The sequence below is a fragment of the Bacillus sp. FSL K6-1218 genome (assembly GCF_038006445.1).
Lineage (GTDB): Bacteria > Bacillota > Bacilli > Bacillales > Bacillaceae_G > Bacillus_A > Bacillus_A thuringiensis_S.
The window spans coordinates 4,399,981-4,423,154 of sequence record NZ_JBBOVE010000001.1; the positions used below are offsets into that span (position 1 = coordinate 4,399,981).

Genomic DNA, 23,174 nt, shown 5'->3' on the forward strand with positions numbered 1-23,174 from the left:
ACCAATCGAGCGTTTACGGGCAGTGGATCTCCCGTCTAACTTCTTTGCTCTAGCTGAATTTTGAGGCGGGAGTCTTACTGCCCGCAAATAGCGGGATAAATGAACCCACAATAAAATACAGAATATTCATTCTCAACGACTAAAAAAAGCAGTAGACAAATTTTGTCTACTGCATCCATATCATAACTAGTATTAAGAAAACTACAGTTGAGGGGGTGTAGGATTTTCAAATATACTAGATACTTATCCCGTTCTAACGGGCGGTAAACTTTTCAATTGTGTCAAGTGAAAAGTTTACCGCACATAAGAACTTCCTTAGTTCATTAAGATAGTATTGCTAAATAATCATATACACGCTTAGATTTCTCTCCACCCATTCGTGCATGCTGAAGAAGAGAAATGCCATGAGGACCAGATGCACGCAATGCTTCTGGTTGAGCTACTAAAATAGCTTGTACAACTTCTAATTCACCAAGCATAGCTGCTGCAAAAATATCCATCCGAGCACCCTTTTCTAGTAAATAAAGAGCAATATCTTTACGACCTACATGTGCCGATGCCCCTAACGCACTTTCCCAATCTGATCCACCCCAATTATAAGAGGCGTGAAGTAAGCTTGGCGATTCAACCAATAGCTCTTGTACTTTCTCTAAATCCCCGTGAGCTGCCATAACAAATTCTCTTACTAATTCAGTGGTAATACGCTCTTCTGTTTGCATCGCTCTTCTCCCCTTTTAGAAATTCGTTTCGGTGTAAAAAACGGCTTGTCACTTCCTTGAAAGATATCTACATCTATGCCAAATACATGTTGAAACATTTCATGGCATAGCACTTCTTCTGGTATACCATCATACTGAATCTTTCCTCGCTTTAATACGAGTAAACGATCGCTATATTGAGCAGCTTGGTTAATGTCATGTAAAACCATTATAATTGTCATTCCAAACTCCTCATTTAATCGTTTCACAAGTTCCATTACTTCCAACTGGTGAACGATATCTAAAAAGGTTGTTGGTTCATCCAATAATAAGACATTTGTACGTTGCGCTAGCGTCATGGCAATCCAAGCACGTTGCCGTTCCCCTCCTGATAAAGAATGTAAAAGACGATATTCATACCCTTCAAGATTTGTAACAGACAATGCCCAATCAACAATTTCTTCATCTTCTTTATTTAAGCGGCTACTCCATGATTTATGTGGACCTCTTCCGAACTCAATTAGTTCTTTCACTGTTAAATCTAATTGATGATCATGCATTTGTGGTAACATTGCTAATTGCTTCGCTACATCAGCACTCTTCATCATATGAATGTTTTTCCCATCTAAAATGATGTCCCCTTCGCTTTGTTTCAGTAGCCTTGCTATTAAACGAAGCAAAGTAGATTTTCCCGATCCATTCGGACCAATTAAACTAACGATTTCTCCAGCCTTAATATGTACATTCATATTTTGCATTTGAAATCTTTCAGAGTGTGCGTAAAACACTTTGTTAACGGAAATCACGTTGTTTTCCTCCTCTATGAATTAAATATAAGAAGAACGGACCACCTAAGAAGGACAGTAAAATACCAACAGGCAATTCGATTGGATCGAACCAACTTCGAGCTATTGCATCCGCAAAAACAAGTAATACACCGCCACCAAGGCATGATAAAGGTAGCAAATATCTATAATCATTTCCAACTAATAAACGTAGCATATGTGGTACGACAAGACCGACAAATCCAATAAGACCAGATACACTTACTGCAATTCCAGCTAATAATGTACTTACTACGATTAAATAAAACCGACTTTTTTCCACGTTATGTCCTAATAACTTTGCCATTTCATCTCCAAGCATTAACACTCGAATATGCTTAATACCAAAGAAAGCTAATATAATGGCGAATATTGCATAATAAATAATCATGTTTAAATGTGCCCAACTTACACCACCAATACCACCCGCTAGCCACGGTAACACGGATTGTACTTTGTCACTATGTAATAACATTAATGCTGACGTTGCTGCACCAATTAATGCATTGATCGACACCCCTACTAAGACGATTCTTGAAGGTGGTGCCCCTTTTTGCCATGATAAAGCATAAATAACCATCGCTGTTATGAAAGCTCCTAAAAACGCCCCTAGTGGTAAAAAAGCTAGATGCTGTGGGAATAAAATCATGATGACAATTGCTACAAGGCCTGCCCCAGATGAAACTCCGATAATACCAGGATCTGCAAGAGGGTTTCTCATAACCCCTTGCAGAAGTGTACCAGATGCAGCTAAACATGTTCCTACTATAAACCCAACGAGCACTCTCGGTATGCGAAGATCCCATACAATTCGATGTACTGTCGAACCCTCATCTTGTATACCTGTTAGAATGTCTCGTACAGAAAAGGATAAACTTCCTGCGAAAAGACCGTAAAAGAGGCCTAGGATTGTTAATACAACTAAAGTAACTGCTATTATCCATCTTTTTTTCGCAAAAGGATGTTCCTTTTCTCTTACTACTTCACTACTTTCCATACGTATCATTTCCTTACATCTTGTATACTTTTATACATAAAGTCCATTGCTTCTGTAACTTTTGTCCCAGGATTAGATCCAAATAAATTAGGTGGCAAAATAACTACGCGGTTTTGTTTTACTGCATCTAAATTTTTCCACGCTTCATTTTTCATCATTTCGCCTTCGAATGCTTTTTTCACACTTGTTGGATCTCCGTGTGTAATTAAATAAATCACATCTGGATTCGCCTCAATAATACGTTCTACACTTAGCTGTGCATATTGCGGATATTCTTTCATTTCTGGAAAATCAGAAGCAATATTTTTTCCGCCTGTTTTTTCTAAAATATCACCTGATAAAGATGTTGGTAATGCCGCTAAATAAGTACCTGGTGCACCATACACTAGCAATGCTTTCACATCGCTCTTTTTCTCATATTTCTTCATTTGATTATTGATTTTTTGATTAAGTTCTTTTGCTTTATCTTCTTTCTTCATTGCCGTTCCATATAATTCAATATTCTTTTGAATATCTTGTACAGAATTCGCAGAAGAAATGATTACTTTCGTTCCTTGTCCTTCAACCGTTGGCACGTTCTTTTGGAATCCATTGTTAGCAACAAGTACATCGGGCTTTAAACTAGCAATTTGCTCAAAATTCGGTTGATGTGCATTCCCGATTACTTTTGCCTTCTTTAACTCCTCTGGAAGAGTTAATTTCGTATCCGGACGACCTACTACTTTTCCACCTAAAGCATGAATAATATCCATGTCCCCCATACTTAATGTTGCAAAACTTTCTGGTACTTTATCGAATGTTACCTTTCTCCCTGACAGATCGGTAATTTCGATTTTTTCTTTTCCTTTTTCTGTTTTGGTTGCAGACGCTTTTTCTTCCCCTTTGGCACTGCAACCTATTAACAAGAAAAAAATAGATAAAATCGCTGTAAATAGCGTAATAGATTTTTTCATTTCTTCACCTCTAATTGATAATGATAATCATTAACTACTATTCTACTTTAATTGATAAGGATTATCATTGTCAACATGAAACGCATACATTTTTCTTCAAAAAACAAAAAGCGCGACAAAAAGATTCTTTCTTTTCGCCGCGCTCTAGTTAATAATGTTATTCACATTCATTTTCCTCTAGCTGGTCACGCATCACTTTCACACGCTGAAAGAAAAAGAACGATAAACTTAAAAATATAACGATGCTCCCCATCATAACAAAAAATTGGATTGTCTCTTTTGCTCCATTCGGAATCAAAAAGCCAACCATTAACAATGTACTTACAGCTAGAAGAATTTGTCCGAACCGAGTATAATCTTCTATTTTTCCTTGTAATTCTTTCATTATATTCTCACTCCTCTATTTCACTGTATCATATTCTATGAAACTGAAAGACCAGTAAATACAGCCATTCAGGGAGATGTTTTCCAACAAAAAAAGAGCCGCTTTACTGCGGCTCTTTCATAACCATTACTCACATTTATATGCTTCCATATAAATTTCTTTCAGCTCTGAAATAAGCGGTAACTTTGGATTAGCAGTTGTACATTGATCTTCAAAAGCTCTTTCTGCTAATACTCCAACAACCTCTTCAAATTGCTCTTTATCTACTCCTTGTCCTGCAATACTCATATTAATATTTAAGCTTTTTCCAAGCTCAATAATTGCTTGGACGAGTGATTCCACCCCTTCTGCTACCGAACTTGCTGGAAGCCCGAGCATTCTCGCTATATGTGCATAGCGTTCATCTGCCACAAAGTGCTCATATTTTGGGAACAATGCGTGTTTTCTTGGCTTAATAGCATTATAGCGGACTACGTGCGGCATTAGAATGGCATTTGCGCGTCCGTGCGGAATATGGAATTCTGGTCCAATCTTATGTGCTAAGCTGTGATTAATACCGAGGAAAGCATTTGCAAATGCCATCCCTGCAATTGCAGAAGCGTTATGCATTTTTTCTCGTGCTTCTTCATCATTTCCATCTTTATATGCTCTTGGTAAATATTTGAATACGAGATCAATAGCTTTTAATGCTAATCCATCTGTATAGTCATTTGCCACAACAGAAACATACGCCTCAATTGCATGTGTTAAAACATCCATACCAGTATCTGCTGTTACATGTGGTGGTACTGTCATTACAAATTGTGGATCAACAATTGCTACATCTGGTGTTAATTCATAATCTGCGAGCGGATACTTTATATTATTTTTCTTATCTGTAATAACCGCAAATGGTGTCACTTCTGATCCTGTTCCTGATGTTGTTGGAATCGCAACAAACTGTGCCTTATTTCCTAATTCTGGGTATTTACATGTGCGTTTTCTTATATCTAAAAACTTCTGTTTAATGCCATAGAATGTTGTTTCTGGATACTCATAGAACAACCACATCCCTTTTGCTGCATCCATAGCTGAACCACCACCAAGTGCGATAATTACATCTGGCTGAAAGCTTCTCATCATTTCCGCACCTTTAAAGACAGTTTCATCTGATGGATCTGGTTCGACCTCATAGAAAACTTCAACTTTCACATCATTTGCATGCTTGCGTAAATAGTGCGCGACTGTATCGACATAGCCATGTTCAACCATTCCAGGATCCGTTACAATAAATGCGCGTGAAATGTTAGGCATATTTGCTAAATACGCTGTAGCATGTTTTTCAAAATAAATCTTTGGTGGCAATTTGAACCACTGCATATTCTTTTTTCTATCTGCCAGCCTTTTTATATTTAATAAATGAGTCGCCGTTACATTTTTGGAAACTGAATTCTTTCCGTATGAACCACAACCAAGTGTAAGTGACGGAATAAATCCGTTATATATATCCCCTATTCCACCTTGTGATGAAGGTGCATTTACAATGAGACGGCAAGCTTTCATACGTAATCCAAATTGCTTTTGCACTTCTTTATTTGTAGAATGAATAACCGCTGAATGTCCTAAACCGCCGAGGTCTAACATGTCTTCGCAATATGTAAGTCCTTCTTCTAATGAATTTGCCTTCACACAAGCTAATACTGGGCTCAGTTTCTCACGAGATAACGGATATGCTGCTCCGATACCTTGAATTTCAGCTATAAGCATTTTTGTATATTCAGGAATAGTAAGCCCAACTAATTCGGCAATATACTGTGCTGATTTCCCTACAATATCACTATTTACTGCACATGTATTTTCATTTATAACAAGCTTTTCTAATTTTTTTCTTTCTTCTTCTGTTACAAAGTAACAATTGTTTTCGATCATTTCTGTTTTAACATCATCATAGATTTCTTTATCGACAATGATTGCTTGTTCTGATGCACAAATCATACCGTTATCAAATGTTTTCGATAAAATCAAATCATTCACAGCTCGTTTTACATGTGCTGATTTTTCTATATAACACGGTACATTACCAGGACCAACGCCTAGCGCTGGTTTTCCAGTAGAGTAAGCTGATTTCACCATACCAGCGCCTCCAGTTGCTAGAACGAGCGCCACACCATCATGGTTCATTAATTGTTTTGTCGCTTCAACAGACGGTCTCTCAATCCATTGAATACAATGTTTTGGTGCACCAGCTTTCATTGCTGCATCATATACGGTTTTCGCTGCTGCAACAGAACAATTTTGTGCAGAAGGATGAAATGCGAAAATAATTGGATTTCTCGTTTTTATCGCAATTAACGCTTTAAACATTGTTGTCGACGTTGGATTCGTTACTGGCGTTACCCCAGCTACTACACCGACAGGTTCTGCAATTTCTATTATTTCTTCATGAGGGTCTTCGTGAATAATTCCTACCGTTTTATCTTGCTTTATACTATGCCAAATATATTCAGTGGCAAAAATATTTTTAATGCATTTGTCTTCATAGACACCACGGCCTGTTTCTTCAACAGCTAATTTTGCAAGCGGCATATGTTGATCAACACCCGCTAGTGCCATTTCATGAACAATGTTGTCAATCTGCTCTTGTGTAAAACTTTCTAATGCTTGTAAAGCTTGTTGACCGTTATTTACTAACGTATCAATCATCTCTTTTACCTCTTGCATTTCATTTACAACTTTCTCTTTGACTACCATGTAAATTTCCTCCTATTCTGTTATCACGGTCTTTATAAGTCCTTATAGGTCATAATAAGTCCCGATTAGCGAAAAAAAATAGAGTTACCGTCCTACATGAATCTCATTGTTTGTGAAATATTTCACAAGTTTATTTATGAATAACATTTCATGAATTCAATATACATGAATTCATTTCGTTTGTGTATGTCTAATTTGTGAAATGTTTCACAAATTAGCATAATAAAAATGCACTGCTCCACATTAGCAGTGCATTTTTATTATGCTAGCGCTTGTGCTAAATCTTCAATTAAATCTTCACCATCTTCAATACCGACAGAAATACGAATTAATGTATCTGTAATTCCTAATTCTTTACGGCGATCTGCTGGGATTGATGCATGTGTCATTTGAGATGGGATAGAAATTAAACTTTCTACTGCTCCTAGGCTTTCAGCAAGTGTAAAGTATTGCAGTTTCTCAAGTACTTTATTTAATGTTTCCTCACTATCTACATCAAACGAGATAATAGCACCAAATCCATTTGCTTGTTCTGTTGCTAATTCGTGGTTTTGATGTGATTCAAGACCTGGGTAATATACTTTATTTACTTTTGGATGATTATTTAAAAATTCAGCAATAGCGCGTGAATTCGTTTCATGTTCTTCCATACGAATTCCTAATGTTTTTAAACCGCGAAGTAGTAAGAAGCTATCTTGTGGTCCAAGAATACCTCCTGTTGAGTTTTGTACAAAGTGAAGGTCTTCTGCTAGTTGTGGGCTATTTACAACTACTAGACCTGCAACTACGTCACTATGACCTCCTAAATATTTCGTTGCACTATGAAGTACAATGTCTGCTCCTAAAGAAATCGGCGACTGCCAATATGGCGTCATGAATGTGTTATCAATAATTGTTAATAAATCTTTCTCTTTAGCAAGAGTAGATATTTTCTTAATATCAGTAATTTTTAGTAGTGGGTTCGTTGGTGTTTCCACATAAATTGCTTTCGTATTTGGACGAATCGCTTCTACAACTTCCTCTAAGTTTGTTGTATCTACAAATGTATGCTCAATACCGAAGCGGTTTAATACTTTCGTAATAACGCGGTACGTTCCGCCATAAACATCATCTGTTAAAATAACGTGGTCACCTTTTGAGAACAACATAATTGTTGCTGTAATAGCAGCCATTCCAGAACCAAATGCAAATCCAGCATGACCGTTTTCTAATACGGCAATCATTTCTTCTAAAGCTGCACGTGTTGGGTTACCTGTACGTGAATATTCATATCCTTGATGCTTACCAACTGCTTCTTGTTTGTACGTACTTGTTTGATAGATCGGTACGTTTACAGATCCAGTCGAAGGTTCTCCTATGCGAATACCATGAATTAACTTTGTCTTTGCTCTCATTTTTTATTCCCATCCTTTGTATATGTCTTTACTTAAATAGCGCTCACTGCTATCAGGAAAAATGGTTACAATATTTGTACCTGGCGCTGCCTTCTCTGCCTCAAGTAAGCTCGCATGAAATGCTGCTCCTGAAGAGCTTCCAACGAGAAGTCCTTCTTTTTGCGCTAATTCTTTCACTCGTAAAAATGCATTTCGATCAGAAATCGTATGAATTTCATCAAAATAAGATGTCTTCAAAAATGGCGGGATAAATTCAAGTCCAATTCCTTCGGTCTCATGTGAACCAGCCTTACCACCATTTAAAATAGATCCTTCTGGCTCTACGATAACTGTTTTAATATCTATATTTTTTTCTTTCAAATAAGATGCAGTCCCCATAAACGTACCGCCAGTTCCTGCTCCAGCAACAAATATGTTAATCTCTCCATTCAATGCGTCCCACAGTTCAGGACCTAATGTTTTAAAATATGCACGAGGATTTGCCTCATTTGCAAATTGACTTGGAGAGTATGAATTCGGTATTTCATTTACTAATTCTTTTGCTTTTGCAATTGCACCGGTCATTCCTTGCTCAGTCGGTGTATGCACGACCGTTGCACCTAGTGCTTTCATTAATTCTTGTTTTTCAATACTAAATTTCTCTGGTACACAAACAATAACACGTAAATCATGTTCTAATGCTGCAAGTGCCAGTCCAATACCAGTATTCCCAGCAGTCGGTTCAATAATTGTTCCACCCTGGGTAACAAGCCCTTTTTCTAGCGCATCTTCGATTAATTCTCTTCCTAAACGATCCTTAACGCTTCCGCCTGGGTTATAAAATTCAAGCTTTGCAAATAAGCGGACCCCTTTCGGAAGTGAAAAACGAGTAATTTCTACAATTGGTGTATGACCAATTAACTCATGAACTCCACGATATACATTCATCGTGTTCTCCCCCTTGTTTGCCAATAAAGAAAAGGCAACTGTATGTATTTTCTTTATATGAGACAGTTGCCTTTTTGTTACATTACTTTAACTCTTCTAACACTTTTACGATAAAGTTTGTAGAATGAAGAGCTGCTTGATCTAAAAACTGATCAAATGAAACATTGGATTCTTTACCAGCAATATCAGAAAGTGCGCGAATGATAACAAACGGAACTTCATATTGGTGGCATACTTGTGCAACAGCTGCTGCTTCCATTTCTACCGCATAAAGATTTTCAAATTTATCACGGATGGCTGCAACGCGGTTCGGATCACTCATAAATGAATCGCCTGTTGCAATCATACCTTTTACAACTTGAATATTTTCTTCAGCTTGCATACATTTCTCAGCTAATGCAACTAACGCCTCATCAGCTTTAAATCCAGGCGGCATTCCTGGTACTTGACCATATTCATAGTTAAATGCTGTTACATCTACGTCATGGTGACGAACTTCAGTCGAAATAACTACATCACCAACGTTTAGAGAATGATGGAATCCACCAGCTGAACCAGTATTAATTACTTTTTCAGGCTTATATTTTTCTAATAAAATTGTCGTTGACATCGCTGCGTTTACTTTACCAATACCAGACTTTAACAAGATTACTTCATGTCCTGCCAATAGTCCTTTCGTAAATTCACAACCTGCAACCGTTTCTGTTTCTGCTTGTTCTAATTTGTCACGTAAAATACGTACTTCTTCTTCCATTGCTCCAATTACAGCAATTCTCAATCTAATCCCTCTTTCTATTGCTTAGTTGCCTCCATTACCCAAACGAAATGATTTAATCTCGTGAACGTTACATGGAAGCCATTATTTTCAAAAATAGTCTGCATAACTGGAATACGTGTATAGTATTCCGTTTGCAAATCGTTTGCTAATTGATGGAAACCTCTTTGTTTTGCTGTTTCAACAGTTTTATCATATGCATCTTGATCTGCAAATATCGTATCAGCAAACACTATTTTACCACCTTTGTTTAGCAATTGACTATACTTCGCAATCGCTACATTTTTTTCATCATCTGTTAAATGATGAAATGCATAGGTGCTTACAATGGTATCAATTGAATTTGGGACTTCAAACGAAAGAAAATCACCTTCTGTAATCGAAAATTCTTTTGGCAATTTCTCTTTTGCAATCATACGCATTTCACGCGACGGTTCTATACCGTAAACTGTGCGGCCAGCAAGTAATAATTTATTTGTTAAATTACCTGTACCGACACCAAATTCTAATACATTACCAAATGACTTGTTAACTACATCCTCTAGAATGTTCTCATAATGGGCGAAAACTTCTTTATATTGTATATCTTCGCCTTGTACGAATGAGTCGTACGTATGAGCCCACTCATCAAATAAACCATTAAATTCTGTGCCCATAAAAATTCCCCTTTTTCTTATCGGTTTTATCAGTATGATATTCCCTCTTTCTAAAAATGTCAATTGAAATGTACATGGTATTTCCTTCTTTTCTTTGTTACACTATAGTTGATTACATAGGAGAGGGGCCGTCTTCATGTCATTTACCTTTGAAATGTTAGAAGATAAAGTAGAATTTTTTGAAGCGGGAGACTTAGCTTCTTTAGAACGAAAAATTAGTGAACAAATCGATAATAATAAAGCACTTATGCTTGAAGTTCATCACATCTCACATCAAATGGTTATGGATCCTGAAAGCAAAAGACCGTATTATAGCGCGGTTGTTCATTTTAAATTAAAGAAATTGCGTTAACTAAAAAAGAGAAGCTCCTAAGGAGCCTCTCTTTTTTAGTTTAGAGTTTGAACAAGTACTGGTTTCCAGCCCTCATTATCTACCCAATCAATATTTACGTAATATCTTTTTCCACTTTGCTTATCTTGAACGTCACCATAAGCTTTGCTCTTTCCAGTTTTGTCTCTTCCAACAAAATGGAATACTAATTGCTCCTTCGGTACTTCAATACCTGCAGCAATTGCATTTTGCATCTCATTCCAATCTGATGACCCCTGTTTAAACGTCATCGCTGGTGATGAACCTTGTTCTGTTCCTACAGCTTTCCAAGAAGGTTTTGTGTAAGCCTCTTTTGCCTTGGATACAGTTTTTTCAGCTGATACTTTCTCGTTAGCTTTCGCTTCTTCTTCAGCTTTTTTCTTTTCTTCCTCAGCCTTTAACTTCTCTTCTTCAGCTTTTTGCTTAGCTTCTGCTTGCTCTTGTTCTTTTTTCTTAGCAGATTCTTTATCTTCTGATTTTCCAGCTTTCTCATTCTTTGTTGTTTGTTGAGAGACTTTCTTATCAGTAGAAGATGCTTGCTCTTTCGTACTAGGAACGAACAATTGATATGCTACAATAGCTACTAATAGTAATACAATAGCGATTGCAATATTTAAAACACCGTTTTGACGACGTTTTTGTTGTTTCTGTTGGAATCTTGATCCTCCTGCCATTCTCCAAACCTCCATGCAGTTTTTCCTAATTGCTATTGTAACATTAAATCTAGAAAGGTTGAACATTTACAATGATATTTTCATGAAATGAAAACAATTCACTATAAATTGCAAGATTACTTTTCATTCTCCAATTGATAGATTTCTCTTACCATATCTTTAAAAATAGGTGTGACTTTATTCACTTTGTTATCAGTCTCTAGATCAACAACAACTAAAGCATATCTTGGATTCTCATACGGAAAGTAACCTGCAAACCAGCGATTCACCCTCGTCCCTTTCCCTGTTTGCGCTGTCCCGGATTTTCCAGCGACACTTAGCGGCAACGAGCGGAATGCCGTTCCTGTTCCTTTCTCCCTTGTTACAACGCCTCTTAATAACTCTTGTAATGTTTTCACTGTTTCATACGAAAGCTGTTTTCCATGTAACGTATGGTTCTCAAATGTAAAAAAATCCGCTCCATTTTTATATACTATTTTTTCAACAGCTTTCACTTCCATCTTTTCTCCATTCCTCGCAATCGTCGCCATCATATTAGCAATTGCTAGAGGTGATATACGTACATCTTTCTGTCCAATCGCTGTTTGCTCTACCGCTTTTTTACTATTTTTGTTTTCTTCATTCCCCCAAATAGTAGAGCCTTTTTCTTCTGGCATTTGCTCGAAATGAGGTGTATGAAATACAGAACCTTTCCATCCGACCTTTTCATTTGCTCCTAAAGCTGCTACGTATGTTTCTAGCACCGTCCTATCCTTTTGTAATAGCTCGTTACCTAACTCGGAAAATGTCCTGTTACAGCTCCTAGCAAAGCTCTCTTTGAAGTTAAGTGTACCCATCATAACTTGTGGGTCGTTTTCACCATATAAATCTTTATTACAATTAAATGTCCGATTAAACAAATTTACTTTTTGATCAATGACTGCAGCTGCAACTACTGTTTTAAAAACAGAGCCTGGAAAATGCGGCGTTAACATTTGATTTTCAAGTGTAGTCTTATATAAATTCTTATCTCTTACTTGTAAAGACGGCTTACTGACCATCGCTAATATTTCATTTGTCTTTACATCAAGTAATACTAATCCCCCCTTCTTTATTTCATTTGCTTCAATCACTTCTTCTGCTTTTTGCTGCAACCCTTTATGTAAAGTAGTTTGAATCCTAACGGGGTAAAATGGATTTCCTGGTGAAGTATATTTCGCTTGCTTTCCGAAAATTGGTTCTCCTTGCCGATCTACTTGATACAATACTTTTGCCTCTCCATCAGTCAATAAAAATTCATCAAATGATTGCTGTAACCCTGAAATACCTATCGGCGTTTGTTTTGAAATTTTTTTCACTTCTCCATATCGCTTTTGAAATTCTCTTTCGTTCTCCCCCACATCACCAATTAAATGATTTATCTCCCCAGTTTGTTTTAATCGCACTTCAGCTGCTACAATACCTAGTACATGTAATTGATTCACCTTCTCCATCTGCTCTCGTGTCACTCGAAATGGAGCAGTTTCCCCTTGCAGTATAAATGCATTTTTTTTATTTTTCATTTGTCTTCTGATCTCTTGTCTCGACACACCAATGATATGCGCGATTTTCTCTAACATGTCATTTTTTATTTGTAAAAATGGAAAAACAATTAAAACAGGATACTTTTCCTCACCTATTTCTTTACCATTACGATCTATAAACTGCCCACGTCCATCGTCTACTGCAATGGATTGCGTACGTTGCGTAACACTTTTTTCAATTAAATTTATTTTACGATTAGTAAATGATTCTGTATCTATAATTTGGATTTGAATTAAACGACAAAGCAATAAAAACATAATGCCCATAAAACAAATTAAAACAATTGTAATTCTCCGTTTTATTTTCATAAAAAAACACCTCGTCTATTATAGTTTGGACGGAGTGTTTCATCTTTTATACAAATAAAAAAATCACTCGTTTTTACACGAGTGATTTTTTTATTATTTTACAGAGACAATCTCTACTTGCATTTCTCCGCCTGGTGTTTGGATTGTTACTTTCTCACCAATTTGCTTACCTAATAAGCTTTTTGCGATTGGAGAATCGTTAGAAATTCTTCCTTCAAATGGGTCAGCTTCCGCGCTACCTACGATTGTGTACGCTTCTTCATCTCCGTTTGGTAATTCTTTAAATGTTACTGTTTTACCTAATGTAACAACAGTAGATACTTCGCCATTATCTTTAATGATAACTGCGTTACGAATCATATTTTCTAATTGTGTAATACGTCCTTCTACGAACGCTTGCTCATCTTTTGCTGCATCGTACTCAGAGTTCTCAGAAAGGTCCCCGAAGCTACGTGCGATTTTAATACGTTCTACTACTTCTTTACGTCTTACTGTTTTTAATTGCTCAAGTTCGTTCTCTAGTTTTTGCTTACCCTCTTGCGTCATAGGGTATGTTTTTTCTGTTGACATATTTTCCACTCCTTTTATATACCAATCCCCCGAAAAAAAGAGGAGTTCCATATGAAAACTCCTCCGCTTCCATTGTTAGCGGAGGTTTCTAGTACCCTTGCACTAGCGGAGTTGTCACATACAACCCCGTATTTCCAATTCTTCTTTATATAAAGAAGATATGTATGGAAAGTTGATATAAATATGCCCTCACCTATATATAGATGAGGTTGCATGTTTCATTGTATTCGATGGGAAGGGAAAAAATCCCTTCCTACCGTATATCTTTTACTATGCTATTACAAATTTACTTTTTGTTCAAGAATTGTTGCAATTTTTGTCACCATAATATCAATTGCAACATGGTTTTGTCCACCTTCAGGGATAATAATATCCGCAAATTTCTTAGAAGGCTCAATAAATTGATTGTGCATTGGACGTACAACACTTACGTACTGATCAATAACTGAATCCATCGTACGACCGCGCTCTTTAATATCACGCTGCATGCGGCGCAGAATACGAAGGTCAGCATCCGTATCAACGAATAATTTAATGTCCATTAACTCGCAAAGACGTGGGTCTTCTAAAATAAGAATTCCTTCTAAAATAATTACATCTTTCGGCTCAACTGGAATAATTTCTTCTGAACGTGTATGCAATGTATAGTCATATACAGGCTTATCAATTTGCTCATATGCAAGCAACTGCTGCAAATGTTCAATTAACAGATCATTATCAAACGCAAGCGGATGATCATAATTTGTTTTTAAACGCTCTTCCATTGGTAAATGGCTTTGATCTTTGTAATAATAATCTTGCTCTAAGATTAAAATAGAATGACCTTTAAAATGGTCAAAAATCGCTTTCGTTACACTCGTTTTACCTGATCCCGAACCACCAGCAATTCCAATTACAACAGGCTTATTCGTCCCCATTCGACTATCACTCTTTCTTATTGAAGTATGCTTTTGCGCATCATATTATTCACATACACTCGTTGATCCACTTTGAATTTCACGATTTGCAACGGATGTCTCGCTGCATCTAATTCGTTTCCATCCTCATCCCAAATTTTCTCCACCGTTTGCGTAAAGTTTTCTATTTCTGGTCCAAAGAACTCCACTTCATGTCCTGGTTTGAAATGATTACGTTGCTCAATCGTTACGATGCCCGTTTCTTCATTATAATCTAACACTAAACCAGCAAAATCATACGTTGTTTTCTTACTATGATTTCCAAACATTTGCTCTTGATGTCCTGGAACCCCTTCAAAGAATGCAGGAGCTGTATCACGATTTGCACATTTATCAAGCTCATCTAACCATTCTTGTTTAAACTCAAAGTTATCTGGATCCGCACAATAAGCATCAATTACTTTACGATATACAGTTGCTACAGTCGCTACGTAATGGATTGATTTCATACGTCCTTCTACCTTTAAGCTATCGATTCCAATTTCAATCATTTTCGGAATTGATAAAATTAAATTTAAATCTTTTGGACTCATCGCAAAGTGAGCATCTTCTTCTTGGAATAGAGGAAGCTCTTTTGCATCTTTATGTTGTGATACTGTTTGAACTAAATCATAATCCCAGCGGCAAGATTGGCAACAACCGCCACGATTAGAGTCACGCGCTGTCATATGGTTACTTAATGTACATCTTCCTGAATATGCGATACACATTGCACCATGGACGAATGCTTCAATTTCAATATCCACTTTTTCTTTAATTTCTTTCATTTCTTCATAGCTTGCTTCACGAGCTAATACAAGACGATGTAAACCCTCTTCTTTCCAATACTGTGCTGCTTTCCAGTTGGATAGTGATTGCTGTGTGCTTAAATGCACCTCAACAGAAGGCGCTACACGTTTACAAGTCTCAATGATAAGCGGATCAGCAACGATAATTCCCGTTACGCCAGCTTTTTCAATCCCTTTTAAATATTCCTCTAGCCCGTCCATATTTTCATTATGTGCAAAGATATTTGTTGTTACGTATATTTTTGCTCCATACTTCTTTGCAAACTCAACGCCTTCTGCCATTTCTTCTAGCGTAAAATTACCTGCATTCGAACGAAGACCAAATTCTTGTCCACCTAAATATACAGCATCTGCCCCGTAATGGATAGCTACTTTTAATTTTTCTAAGTTACCCGCAGGGATTAACAGTTCAGGTTTCTTCACAATAACACGTTTGCCATCGATCACTCGTGAAATTTCTTGTACAGTCATTTCCTACACCCTCCTCGTTTAGTAAACCGTTTCTTTAAAGAAGAATCCTGTATCTAACGGACGATTTACTGGTTGCATTTCTTCTATTTCTTTATATAAATCATCTTTCACGTCATAATATGCATCACGATTTTCTACGCATAAATCAATCGCTTGACGATATTTCTTCGTTACTTCAATAATGTATTCAGAGCTTTTTAGTACACCTTCGATTTTTAAGCTATCAACTTCAGCTTCGATTAGTTCCTCTAATTCATCGATGAAACAAATATCGTTCGGACTCATAATGTGAGTACCATTTTCATCTTCATAAATTGGATATTTATTGTTACGCTCTGGATCATATAAGAACATATTCTCTTCATATTTTTTCTTTTCAATGTCAAGATTACGTCCTTGATACTCAAAGTAGTTTCCTACTAATGAACGCTTCGATTGGAACATACAAGTCATACCGTGAATTTGTACTTCTAGTTCCACTTCAGCATTTTCTTTTAAATCAACAATTTCATCTAAGCTCAGCTCACGAGCTAATACAGCGCGCTTCGCTCCTCTTTGTCCCCAGTAATTACAAGTGAACCAGTTTGTTGCTGTCGTTTCTGTATTCCAGTGCAACTGCATATTTGGCGCTACTTCGCGAACAGCCATTAATACTGCTGGATCTCCGAAAACAATTGCATCTACATTTACTTCATTTAAAAATGAAACGTAATCTGTTAATTCTTCTACCTTATCGTTGTGGAACATAGCGTTCATGGCTACGTATACTTTCACACCATTTTCATGTGCAATCTTCACAGTTTGTTTTACATCTTCACGTGAAAACTCCCCTGCTAAACGTAAACCAAACTTTTGCTCACCGATCATTACCGCATCTGCTCCTGCTTTCGCAAGAAGTTCGATATCCGCCACCGCTCTTGGCGTTACTAACAATTCAGGTTTCTTCATACCTTGGTCACCCTCTCTTTTTACTAACAGCTACTCCATCACCAATTGGGAAAATCGTTGTATCGTATCCTTCATGGTTCATAAGCCACTCATTGTACGTCTTAATACGACGGATTAAACCACGTGTACGTCTGTTTTCAATTTTCTCTTTTGTCGTTACAAGACCATGGTACATAACATTATCTGAAATAATTACGCCACCAGGATTTAATAACGGTTCATATAAGTCAAAAAAGCGACGATACTGTCCTTTTGCTGCATCAATAAAAATAACGTCAAATGTCCCGTGTTCTTTTACTTGTTCACCTGTCTCTAACGCATCACCGTAAATAACTGAAATACGATCTGTTACTGGGGAACGTTCTATATATTCAAGTGCTTTTTCATATCGCTCACGATTGCGCTCAACTGTCACAATACGTGAATTTGGAATAGCTTGCATCATACGAATACTAGAATAACCGATTGCTGTTCCAAGTTCTAAAATGCTTTTCGGTCCAATTAAACGTAAAAATTGCAGCATAAATTCCATTCCAAGTCGATCCATAATCGGCACATGATTTTCTGTTGCATATTCTTCCATTTCAAGAATTAATTTATCTTTCGGATCAATAAATGATAATAGGTACTCGTTAACTGCATCCTCCATAAATGGTCCTCCTTATTTACATGGAGAAGTGCCTCTATGACGTCTTTTCCCACATAGAATGCAATAAAAATACAAGCCAGTTTTACCCTTAGCTTGTATGTCCCGTTTTGATATTAAAAACGATTCTTCTGCCAGTTTTTAACCCGATATATTTTACCACAAAAAAGAGGGATGTGCGACTTTTTTCGCTATCCCTCCCCATTTCACTGTTTTTTCGTAATGTATTTTTGCTTTAATGCATTATGCTCTTCTAATGTTTTGGCATAGTACACTTCACCACTTGGTGCAGCTAAGAAATAATAATAATCTGTTTGCACAGGTTCTAACGCAGCTTCCACTGAATGTTTACCAGAGTTTGCGATCGGCCCTACCGGCAATCCTTTTACAACATACGTATTGTACGGTGAGTTTACCTTTAAATCTTCGTATAATACACGTTGTTTATGCTTTCCAAGTGCATATAATACCGTTGGATCCGTTTGAAGCGGCATACCTTTCGCTAAACGATTATAAAAGACACTAGAGATCTTTTGACGATCTGTAAAACCAGTTGCCTCTTCTTCAATAAGTGAAGATAATGTTAAAAGCTGATGAACATCCCAGTTCTTCGCTTTCATTTTTGCCTCATTTTGAACAATGATTGCATTTGTTTTCTCAAGCATCGGAATTACGATTTCTTCTAACGTCGTATCTTTCTTATAAAATGAATACGTCGCAGGATATAAATAACCTTCTAATGGGTATTTAATATTACTATCAAAGATTTTATCCGTTAATAACTTCGGATACTTTTGCTGCATTTTTTGAATAAATGCTTTATCGTTTAATTGACGCGTAACATCATCTTTATTCCACTTTAGTTCTGCCGCAATCGTTTCTGCAATTTCAGTTACTTGGGCTCCTTCTTTGATCGTCACTTTATAAAGAGCTGGACGATGCACGTTGCCAGATGACATTTGTTCGATAACATCTTTAGCATTCATCGAAGGATTTAATAAATATGTACCTGCTTGTAAACTTTTCGATTTAGCCTTTGTATAAAAACTAAAAACTGTACCGTTTTTCACAGCGCCTTTTTCTTCTAAAATTTCTCCAATTTTACTTGTAGATGATCCTTTCGGAATTTCTACTTCAATCTCTTTTTTATTCCCGCTATCAACTGGTCCTAATGCGGATGAAATATACGCATAGACTGAACCACAAACTAAAAGCAGTGCAATAATCGAAAATAAAAAGATGCGTCTACGCTTCTTTTTCACTTGATTCTCTATCAAAACTCTTCCTCCTTATTCAATTGTAGACCATATGTATATGTTTCTATACAGCATGATGGAAAGCCACAACAAATTCGCCTATCTTTTTTAGTATCCATTTTATTTTTCTACAATCCGTCTCATTATACTACAAAGGATTACACAGTTTCGACAAAAAATCTTTCATTTTACATATAAATACAAAAAAAGATGGACTGTATGTCGTCCATCTTTTCAGTACTTATTATTCAGCTTCTTGCTCATCAGCAAGAGTGTTGAACATTTCTTGTACCATTTCCCACTCTTCTTCAGATTCGATTGGAAGTAAACTTCCGCCCTCTTCTTCATTTTGCTCATAAGCCATTGCATCATAAATTGGGTCTCCATCTTCGTCTACTTCACCGATTGGAGAGAAGACTACGTATGATTTTTTACCAAATTTTTCAGCATCAAAAGTGAAAATAATTTCACATAAATGTTCGTTACCTTTTTCGTCTACAATTGTAATTTGATTTTCTTCCATTTTGGTCACCTCTTATTTACTATCTAAAAATCCTTGTAAGATTACGACTGCAGCCATCTTATCGATTACTTGTTTTCGCTTCTTACGGCTTACATCCGCTGAAATGAGTAGACGTTCCGCTGCCATCGTCGACAAACGCTCGTCCCACATTACAACGTCTAATTGTAACAGCTCTCGTAGGTTTTCTGCAAATTGTTGGCACGCTTCACCACGTGGGCCAATTGTACCATTCATATTTTTAGGTAAACCTACTACTATTTTGTCCACATTGTACTGCTTTACTAACTCAGAAATACGATCAAAACCAAAGTGACCTCGTTCTTCGTTAATCTTAATTGTTTCTAATCCTTGTGCTGTCCAGCCCATTTCGTCGCTCATTGCAACTCCGACTGTTTTTGTACCTACATCTAAACCTAATATCCGCATAAACTACTCCTCACGATGATGTTTCAAGTAAGACTTCACAAGCTCTTCAATAATTTCATCACGTTCAAGCTTACGAACGATGCTTCGTGCATCTTTATGGCGAGGTATGTATGCTGGGTCTCCACTTAATAAATAACCGACGATTTGGTTAATCGGATTATAGCCTTTTTCTTGAAGTGCATCATACACAGTTAAAAGTACATCATTTACATGGACACTCTGTTTTTCATCTTGAATGCTAAACTTCATTGTTTTATCAAAACCGTCCATTTCAAGCACCTCACTTATATAGTAAGTATAGGGAGAAGAACTTCTCCTCTCCCTACCATTGTACACTACTATCTCTTTATTTTGAAACAGATTTAACGTACTCTTGTACAAATGCTAAAGCTTCTTCGACTTGAGCCGGGTTTTTACCGCCTGCTTGTGCCATATCAGGACGGCCACCACCGCCACCGCCGCAACGAGAAGCTACTTCTTTCACAAGTTTACCAGCATGGTAACCTTGGCTAATTAAGTCTTTCGTTACACCTGCTAGGATGTTTACTTTATCGTCATTAACAGATGCTAATACAACAACTGCTGACTCTAATTTATTTTTTAGATCATCCATCATCGTACGTAAGTTGTTCATATCTGCAACATTTACTTTCGCTGCTAATACATTCACACCATCAACTGTCATTACAGAATCAGTTAAGTTTCCAGCTTCGATATTGCTTAATTTCGCAGCAAGAGATTCGTTTTCTTTTTGAAGTTGTTTCACTTCAGCAAATAGACCATCAACTCTTGTTAAAATATCTTTCGGATTTGTTTTCATTTTTCCTGCTGCTTCTTTTAATAAACCTACTTGATCGTTCATTAATTCGTATGCAGACTTACCAGTTACCGCCTCAATACGACGAGTTCCTGCACCGATACCAGACTCAGCAACGATTTTGAAAATACCGATAGAAGCTGTATTATCAACGTGACAACCACCGCAAAGCTCTAAGCTGTAATCGCCAACTTGTACAACGCGTACAACATCTCCGTATTTTTCACCGAATAATGCCATTGCGCCCATTTCTTTTGCTTCTCCGATTGATTTTTGAGAAATCTCAACGTTAATACTTTCCCAAATTTTCTCGTTTACCATACGCTCAATTTTTTCTAATTCGTCAGCTTGCACTTGACCGAAGTGAGAGAAGTCAAAGCGTAGACGTTCAGAAGTTACAAGAGAACCTGCTTGATTAACATGCGTTCCAAGTACGTCTTTTAATGCTTGGTGTAGTAAGTGAGTTGCTGTATGATTTTTCACAACGCTACTACGGTTTTTCGTATCGATAACAGCTTTCACAGCTGCATCTTTCGTTAACGTGCCTTCTTCCACAGCTACTTTGTGTAAATTTTGACCATTTGGTGCTTTTTGTACGTCTTTTACAAGAACTTTCACGCCGTCAGCAAGAAGGTAACCACGGTCTGCAATTTGTCCACCGCTCTCAGCATAGAATGGTGTTACATCAAGCATTAATTGTCCTTCTTCACCAGCTTGTAAGCTGTCTGTGTATTCACCGTTTTTCACAAGTGCAACAACGTTACTTTCTGTTGCAACTGTACCGTAACCAACGAACTCACTCGCTACTTTAACTTCTCCAAGTACACCGCCTTGAACTTGCATTGAGTCAACGTCTTGACGAGCAGCACGTGCACGCTCACGTTGTTTTTCCATTTCATTTTCGAAGCCTTCTTGGTCAACTGTCATACCAGCTTCTTCTGCATATTCTTCTGTTAATTCGATTGGGAAACCGTATGTGTCATATAGACGGAACGCATCTACTCCAGAAATAACAGTTGTTTTTTCTTCTTTTGCTTTTGCAATAACTTCAGCTAAAATTGCTTCACCATCATGAAGTGTTTCATGGAAACGCTCTTCTTCGTTTTTCACAACTTTCGCAATGAAATCTTTCTTTTCAAGTACTTCTGGATAGAAGTCTTTCATTACTTCTCCAACAACCGGTACCAATTCAAACATGAATGGACGGTTAATGTTTAATTTCTTCGAATAACGAACAGCGCGGCGTAATAAACGACGTAATACATAACCACGACCTTCGTTAGATGGAAGAGCACCGTCACCAACAGCGAATGTTACTGTACGGATATGGTCAGCAATTACTTTAAATGCCATATCTTTTTCTAAATCGCCATTACGATATTTCTCACCAGAAATTGATTCTGTTGCACCAATCATCGGCATGAATAAGTCTGTATCAAAGTTCGTAGGCACATCTTGAACGATAGATGTCATACGCTCTAGACCCATCCCTGTATCAATGTTTTTCTTAGGAAGTGGTGTATATGAACCGTCTGGATTATGGTTAAATTGAGAGAATACAAGGTTCCATACTTCTAAGTAACGCTCGTTTTCTCCACCTGGATATAATTCTGGGTCACTAAAGTCATTACCGTAAGCTTCCCCGCGGTCATAGAAAATCTCTGTATTCGGTCCACTTGGTCCTTCACCAATATCCCAGAAGTTTTCTTCTAAACGGATAATACGCTCTTTTGGAACGCCCATTTTCTCATTCCAAATTGTGAATGCTTCTTCATCTTCTGGATGGATTGTAACTGATAGTAATTCTTTATCGAATCCGATCCATTTGTCGCTCGTTAAGAATTCCCAAGCCCACGTAATTGCTTCTTCTTTGAAGTAATCACCAATTGAGAAGTTTCCTAACATTTCAAAGAATGTATGGTGACGAGCTGTTTTCCCTACGTTTTCAATATCGTTTGTACGAATTGATTTTTGAGCATTTGTAATACGTGGATTTTGCGGGATTACACGTCCATCAAAATATTTTTTTAATGTAGCTACACCACTATTAATCCATAGAAGAGATGGATCTTCATGTGGAACTAGTGATGCACTAGGTTCTACTGCATGTCCTTTTTCTTGGAAAAAGTCTAAAAACATTTGACGAATTTGTGCGCCTGTTAGTTGTTTCATTGTATTTTCCTCCTTAAATATAAAAAACTCCCGTCCCTATAAAAGGGACGAGAGTTAACTCGCGATACCACCCTAATTATGAATTGATTACAAGAACAATCAATTCATCACCTCATGGTGCCGTAACGTGGCAAGACGGCAGTGATTAGCTGCTCTCAGGATTAGCTTTCTGTTACCCTTCATTTAAAGCTTCTTTCAGCCATATGGAAGCTTCTCTCTATAAATGGACTGTAACGTACTTGTTCCGTCATTGATTTAATGTATTATATGACTAAATATAATAGAATTCTCTTAAGTTTGTCAATGTAGATAATCATTTATATTGTATTAATTGCTTATTAATCATA

At 37.0% G+C, this 23,174-nt stretch carries 23 protein-coding genes and 1 other annotated feature; of the genes, 1 reads left to right on the forward strand and 22 read right to left on the reverse strand.

Going from position 1 to position 23,174, the window contains the following annotated elements; all coding sequences use genetic code 11:
- Nucleotides 1–323: 323 nt before the first annotated feature.
- The 10 genes from MHI26_RS22470 to MHI26_RS22515 all read right to left on the reverse strand — a co-directional run bounded on the left by MHI26_RS22470 (nt 324) and on the right by MHI26_RS22515 (nt 10,339).
- Entirely contained in the window at nt 324–719 is a 396-nt protein-coding gene (locus MHI26_RS22470) for an ankyrin repeat domain-containing protein (protein WP_001192766.1), read from the reverse strand.
- Nucleotides 686–1,504 (reverse strand): ABC transporter ATP-binding protein, encoded by an 819-nt coding sequence (locus MHI26_RS22475; protein WP_000626530.1) that lies wholly within the window; start codon nt 1,502–1,504, stop codon nt 686–688. Before MHI26_RS22475 ends, MHI26_RS22470 begins: the two co-directional genes overlap by 34 nt.
- A complete protein-coding gene (locus MHI26_RS22480) occupies nt 1,491–2,519 on the reverse strand; it encodes a FecCD family ABC transporter permease (RefSeq protein ID WP_002082127.1) in 1,029 nt (342 codons plus the stop codon). Before MHI26_RS22480 ends, MHI26_RS22475 begins: the two co-directional genes overlap by 14 nt.
- Nucleotides 2,520–2,524: 5 nt before the next feature.
- The gene (locus tag MHI26_RS22485; RefSeq protein WP_000748479.1) at nt 2,525–3,472 is read right to left on the reverse strand and encodes an ABC transporter substrate-binding protein; all 948 of its coding nucleotides are present in this window, start codon (nt 3,470–3,472) and stop codon (nt 2,525–2,527) included.
- 157 nt (nt 3,473–3,629) lie between these two features.
- The gene (locus MHI26_RS22490) at nt 3,630–3,857 is read right to left on the reverse strand and encodes a YrhC family protein (RefSeq protein ID WP_000661453.1); all 228 of its coding nucleotides are present in this window, start codon (nt 3,855–3,857) and stop codon (nt 3,630–3,632) included.
- A gap of 126 nt (nt 3,858–3,983) precedes the next feature.
- Nucleotides 3,984–6,587, reverse strand: a complete 2,604-nt coding sequence (gene adhE / locus MHI26_RS22495; RefSeq protein WP_061666274.1) for a bifunctional acetaldehyde-CoA/alcohol dehydrogenase — start codon at nt 6,585–6,587, stop codon at nt 3,984–3,986.
- Between the two features lie 260 nt (nt 6,588–6,847).
- On the reverse strand, nt 6,848–7,981 hold the full coding sequence (locus MHI26_RS22500) for a bifunctional cystathionine gamma-lyase/homocysteine desulfhydrase (protein WP_001201921.1): 1,134 nt from the start codon (nt 7,979–7,981) through the stop codon (nt 6,848–6,850).
- A 3-nt stretch (nt 7,982–7,984) separates the two neighbouring features.
- Nucleotides 7,985–8,908, reverse strand: coding sequence for an O-acetylserine dependent cystathionine beta-synthase (locus tag MHI26_RS22505; protein WP_001103877.1), 924 nt, complete (start codon nt 8,906–8,908; stop codon nt 7,985–7,987).
- Nucleotides 8,909–8,990: 82 nt separating this feature from the next.
- Nucleotides 8,991–9,686, reverse strand: a complete 696-nt coding sequence (gene mtnN / locus MHI26_RS22510; protein WP_001217025.1) for a 5'-methylthioadenosine/S-adenosylhomocysteine nucleosidase — start codon at nt 9,684–9,686, stop codon at nt 8,991–8,993.
- Between the two features lie 14 nt (nt 9,687–9,700).
- A complete protein-coding gene (locus MHI26_RS22515; RefSeq protein WP_000536331.1) occupies nt 9,701–10,339 on the reverse strand; it encodes a class I SAM-dependent DNA methyltransferase in 639 nt (212 codons plus the stop codon).
- A 136-nt stretch (nt 10,340–10,475) separates the two neighbouring features.
- On the opposite strand from MHI26_RS22515, the gene MHI26_RS22520 reads away from it, so the two are divergent.
- The gene (locus MHI26_RS22520) at nt 10,476–10,691 is read left to right on the forward strand and encodes a YrzA family protein (protein ID WP_000010984.1); all 216 of its coding nucleotides are present in this window, start codon (nt 10,476–10,478) and stop codon (nt 10,689–10,691) included.
- Between the two features lie 35 nt (nt 10,692–10,726).
- On the opposite strand, the gene MHI26_RS22525 is transcribed toward MHI26_RS22520, so the two are convergent.
- The 12 genes from MHI26_RS22525 to alaS form a co-directional block, all read right to left on the reverse strand.
- Entirely contained in the window at nt 10,727–11,383 is a 657-nt protein-coding gene (locus tag MHI26_RS22525) for a YrrS family protein (protein WP_061666273.1), read from the reverse strand.
- A 116-nt stretch (nt 11,384–11,499) separates the two neighbouring features.
- Nucleotides 11,500–13,254, reverse strand: coding sequence for a peptidoglycan D,D-transpeptidase FtsI family protein (locus MHI26_RS22530; protein WP_061666272.1), 1,755 nt, complete (start codon nt 13,252–13,254; stop codon nt 11,500–11,502).
- Between the two features lie 93 nt (nt 13,255–13,347).
- The gene (gene greA / locus MHI26_RS22535; protein ID WP_014894880.1) at nt 13,348–13,824 is read right to left on the reverse strand and encodes a transcription elongation factor GreA; all 477 of its coding nucleotides are present in this window, start codon (nt 13,822–13,824) and stop codon (nt 13,348–13,350) included.
- Nucleotides 13,825–14,102: 278 nt separating this feature from the next.
- Nucleotides 14,103–14,741, reverse strand: coding sequence for a uridine kinase (gene udk / locus MHI26_RS22540; protein ID WP_000537079.1), 639 nt, complete (start codon nt 14,739–14,741; stop codon nt 14,103–14,105).
- Nucleotides 14,742–14,758: 17 nt separating this feature from the next.
- Nucleotides 14,759–16,039 (reverse strand): peptidase U32 family protein, encoded by a 1,281-nt coding sequence (locus MHI26_RS22545; RefSeq protein ID WP_000217970.1) that lies wholly within the window; start codon nt 16,037–16,039, stop codon nt 14,759–14,761.
- 18 nt (nt 16,040–16,057) lie between these two features.
- On the reverse strand, nt 16,058–16,987 hold the full coding sequence (locus MHI26_RS22550) for a peptidase U32 family protein (RefSeq protein ID WP_000742794.1): 930 nt from the start codon (nt 16,985–16,987) through the stop codon (nt 16,058–16,060).
- Nucleotides 16,988–16,994: 7 nt separating this feature from the next.
- Nucleotides 16,995–17,636 (reverse strand): O-methyltransferase, encoded by a 642-nt coding sequence (locus tag MHI26_RS22555; protein WP_000389102.1) that lies wholly within the window; start codon nt 17,634–17,636, stop codon nt 16,995–16,997.
- Nucleotides 17,637–17,839: 203 nt separating this feature from the next.
- Nucleotides 17,840–18,910: an endolytic transglycosylase MltG gene (gene mltG, locus MHI26_RS22560; RefSeq protein ID WP_000572140.1), complete on the reverse strand. Its 1,071-nt coding sequence runs from the start codon at nt 18,908–18,910 to the stop codon at nt 17,840–17,842.
- Nucleotides 18,911–19,133: 223 nt separating this feature from the next.
- Nucleotides 19,134–19,412, reverse strand: coding sequence for a DUF1292 domain-containing protein (locus tag MHI26_RS22565; RefSeq protein WP_000392245.1), 279 nt, complete (start codon nt 19,410–19,412; stop codon nt 19,134–19,136).
- Nucleotides 19,413–19,424: 12 nt separating this feature from the next.
- Entirely contained in the window at nt 19,425–19,838 is a 414-nt protein-coding gene (ruvX, locus tag MHI26_RS22570; RefSeq protein WP_001221202.1) for a Holliday junction resolvase RuvX, read from the reverse strand.
- A gap of 3 nt (nt 19,839–19,841) precedes the next feature.
- The gene (locus MHI26_RS22575) at nt 19,842–20,108 is read right to left on the reverse strand and encodes an IreB family regulatory phosphoprotein (RefSeq protein ID WP_000348591.1); all 267 of its coding nucleotides are present in this window, start codon (nt 20,106–20,108) and stop codon (nt 19,842–19,844) included.
- A 76-nt stretch (nt 20,109–20,184) separates the two neighbouring features.
- Nucleotides 20,185–22,827 (reverse strand): alanine--tRNA ligase, encoded by a 2,643-nt coding sequence (alaS, locus tag MHI26_RS22580; protein WP_000811810.1) that lies wholly within the window; start codon nt 22,825–22,827, stop codon nt 20,185–20,187.
- A 40-nt stretch (nt 22,828–22,867) separates the two neighbouring features.
- Nucleotides 22,868–23,087, reverse strand: a binding site (T-box leader).
- Between the last annotated feature and the right edge of the window lie 87 nt (nt 23,088–23,174).